The organism is Okeania sp. SIO2F4, assembly GCF_010672385.1.
Lineage (GTDB): Bacteria > Cyanobacteriota > Cyanobacteriia > Cyanobacteriales > Microcoleaceae > Trichodesmium.
This window is the reverse complement of the sequence record NZ_JAAHGT010001048.1, coordinates 1-3,224: the sequence shown is the minus strand read 5'-3', so window position 1 is coordinate 3,224 and position 3,224 is coordinate 1. Positions and strand designations below refer to the sequence as shown.

Sequence of the window (3,224 nt, the reverse complement as noted above, 5' to 3'; positions counted from 1 at the left end):
CTTAAGCAGAAAGCCCCTATAGCCTGATGGAGCGGGAATCCCGCCCTGTCTCGATTAGCAGCGTCGGGAGGATGTCAATTCAATTAAAGATGACAAATTATGTCAACTTTTGTCCAATTGTTTTACCGAATAATTAAGGTAAAAAGCCTCTCCTTTAAAGGAGAAACAAGCGGTCGCTTGCGTTAGCGTTAGCGAAACGTCATATCCAATCTCCTCTTGATCACAAAAAAATTTCACGCTCTGCGTCAATCCAATCCGTTGTAGGGAGAGGTAATTATCCATTATCCATTATCGATTAATGAATTCAGTAGTTAGCCCTAATACTCTTCAAACGCCAAATCCTGGAGACTTGGTGACTGCAACTTCAGCCATCAAACCCCCAGGATTTCAAAAACAATTTAAAAATATAGTCTCTCTGGAAAAGGCAATATTAACTAATTAAGCATTATCTATTCAGCCGCAGTAGCCAACTCTGTACTACCAGCGCTGCGCTTTCTTGTCAAAGTATTAAATAGTAAGATACCAATAGCTTTAATCAAATTACCCTCTAATTCATTGAACATTTTCATGTTCATGCCAAAAGCAGCGTTCGCCTCATCTACCATTCTATCTGCTGTTGCCTGATCGATGGGTAAATCATTCATTGCCTGACGATAGTTATTTTTGAATGCTTTCTCATCCGGAATTTCTGGGAATTCATAGAAAGCAGTACCTTCCCCATCAATTAGATTCATGCCTCTCTGAGCAATTTTCTTGAGAATTTGACCACCAGACAAATCTCCCAAGTAACGAGTATAGGAGTGAGCCACTAACAATTCTGGTTCTTTTTCTGAGATTTCTCTAATTCTCTGTACATAAGCTTCACCAGCAGGAGAAGGAGCCACTTGCTCGCGCCAACCAGCACCATAATAAAACTTTAGGTCTTCTTCTAAGCTTTGCTTACGGTTGAGCACTGGAAAGTAAATCTGGGAAACGATTGGATGTTCCCGGTGGCGTTGCATCTCTTCTTCCATCGCGGAATAAACAAAGTAAAGATTCTTAACTAAAGTCCGGTAGGAGGTCTTTTCTACAACTCCTTTTAAAAAACACTTGACAAAACCTACATTTTCTGCGTTTGTATGAGCTTTTTTGGTTCCTTCACGTAATTGAGTTGCTAGGTTTACACTCATGTTAAATTTCCTTACTGATACTAAACTATACAATTGGCCGTATCAATTTCTACAGAAACTTAGAAATTCAATTGCCTATTTGAATACCTTAAAATGAATGGATGAAAATTTACGTTAAGAATAATTAAGAAGGAATCATTAACCAGATTTTGGATTATTTATCATACTATTGTACATTTACAGCAGTTTCGGAGGCGCGTGAGGTACAAAGTTTTATTGTCCTAGGGAACAGGGAATATAAAAGTAGTCTTATGACTGTACCTCAGCATCCTCATGCATTGCTGTAATTTGCATCTGTATCATCAGCAATCTACTCAGATAATACAAATATTTGTTAAGTTCCTATGGAAAATTAATTACACATCCTATGTTCCTGTTCTCTGTTCCCTTTCTTAACTAGGAAATTCCTAAAAGCACGACTACTTACAAATGGTAGGGAGGTTCCATGGAACCTCCCTACGGAATAGGGAAGAAGAAATAAGGAGTAAATATTGAAAAAAGGGGAATATGATAGAGATAGCTGTCTAAAATGAATTGGAGTTGCTCTTTTGAAACATCTCCGATCGAGATGCACCTTTTTGTAGCATTCTTTGTTCAAAGTGGTATAGAAGCACTGAAGGTATCTCCAGAAAAGAGGGAATAGGGAGAAGTAATTGATAATTTATGGGTAATAATTGATTGGATTTGGGATTTTAGGAGAGGTCTAATATACCCCATCTCCCCACACTCCCCACACTCCCCACACTCCCAATTTAAGTACACAAATAGATACGCTTAAGGGTCTTATAAGAGGGTATTAAGTGTAAACTTTTGGATTAAAGACTGTTAATTTAATTATAAAGTATCTAGGCAAAAATTAAATTATGAAATTTTGATCAAGAAAATCACCTTTTGCAATCGAATAATATTCAATTCGTTTGCAGAGCATGACAAACGGAAAAGTTTTTTCAGAGCCAGGACTTACGAACTTCTGAGTCTTAAAAACTATGTATCTATAACGTTATAGTTTTTGAACGCTATATATAGTGTCTTTGCGTAAGTCCTGAGAGCAAAATAATCAATAATCTTAGATAATTATTTATGGAATTACGAGGTATCTGGCTGACAAATGTTGATAGTAAAATTCTCTATTCTAGAGACAAAATTGCTTCAGCAATGGGTTTTCTTGTAGAAACGGGGTTTAACGTTGTATTTCCTGTGGTTTGGAATAAAGCATTTACTCTCTACCCTAGTCAACTGATGGGAAAAACTTTTGGTCGAGAGATAGACTCCCTATACAAAGGTCGCGACCCTCTAGCAGAAGTCATCGCAGAAGCAAAGCGAGTGGGTTTGAAAGTTATTCCTTGGTTTGAATATGGGTTTGTCAGTTCTTACAAACAAAATGGAGGGTTGCTCCTGAGGAAAAAACCAGAATGGGGAGCTACTGACTGTAGAGGGAATTTATTGGTGAAAAATGGTTTTGAGTGGATGAATGCTTTAGATGAGGAAGTGCAGAATTTTTTGCTCGATCTGGTGTTGGAAGTTGTGAGAAATTATGACATTGATGGTATTCAGGGAGATGACCGAATGCCAGCGTTTCCTTCAGAAGGTGGTTATGATGGGAAAACTATAGCGCGTTATCGTCAGCAGTTTTCTTGTTATCCTCCCCAAAATCATAAACATCAGAAGTGGTTGCAATGGCGAGCGGATATTCTGACAGATTTTTTGGCTCGTTTATACAGAGAAGTCAAAGCAGTTAAACCTAATATTTTGGTTTCAATGGCACCCAGTTTTTATAAGTGGAGTTTCAATGAATATCTGCAAGACTATCCTACTTGGATAAACCGAGAAATTGTGGATATTATTCATCCTCAACTTTATCGTCGTGATTTTTCTGGCTACAAAACTATTGCGCAACAGTTAGCGAGGCAACAGTCAACTGGAAGTCAGTTGAGCAAAGTATTTCCAGGAATTTTAATCAAAGTTGGCTCTTATCGTATTAGTGTAGATTATTTGTTGGAAGCGATCGCTTATAACCGTTCTGTGGGTATTAATGGAGAGGTGTTATTTTTCTAA

Annotated in this window: 3 protein-coding genes; 2 read left to right on the top strand and 1 reads right to left on the bottom strand. The window is 37.7% G+C overall.

What is annotated here, in order from left to right; genetic code table 11:
* Nucleotides 1–298 precede the first annotated feature (298 nt).
* Nucleotides 299–442, top strand: a complete 144-nt coding sequence (locus F6K22_RS36885; RefSeq protein WP_293109694.1) for a hypothetical protein — start codon at nucleotides 299–301, stop codon at nucleotides 440–442.
* Between the two features lie 7 nt (nucleotides 443–449).
* On the opposite strand, the gene F6K22_RS36880 is transcribed toward F6K22_RS36885, so the two are convergent.
* Entirely contained in the window at nucleotides 450–1,169 is a 720-nt protein-coding gene (locus F6K22_RS36880) for a biliverdin-producing heme oxygenase (RefSeq protein WP_293109693.1), read from the bottom strand.
* 1,080 nt (nucleotides 1,170–2,249) lie between these two features.
* Between F6K22_RS36880 and F6K22_RS36875 the strand changes: the two genes are divergently transcribed.
* The gene (locus F6K22_RS36875) at nucleotides 2,250–3,224 is read left to right on the top strand and encodes a glycoside hydrolase family 10-like protein (RefSeq protein ID WP_293109691.1); all 975 of its coding nucleotides are present in this window, start codon (nucleotides 2,250–2,252) and stop codon (nucleotides 3,222–3,224) included.

Excerpts from the sequence above, each read along its gene's own strand:
- F6K22_RS36875 (WP_293109691.1), top strand. The coding sequence starts at position 2,250 with ATGGAATTACGAGGTATCTGGCTGACAAATGTTGATAGTAAAATTCTC.
- F6K22_RS36880 (WP_293109693.1), bottom strand. The coding sequence starts at position 1,169 with ATGAGTGTAAACCTAGCAACTCAATTACGTGAAGGAACCAAAAAAGCT.
- F6K22_RS36885 (WP_293109694.1), top strand. The coding sequence starts at position 299 with ATGAATTCAGTAGTTAGCCCTAATACTCTTCAAACGCCAAATCCTGGA.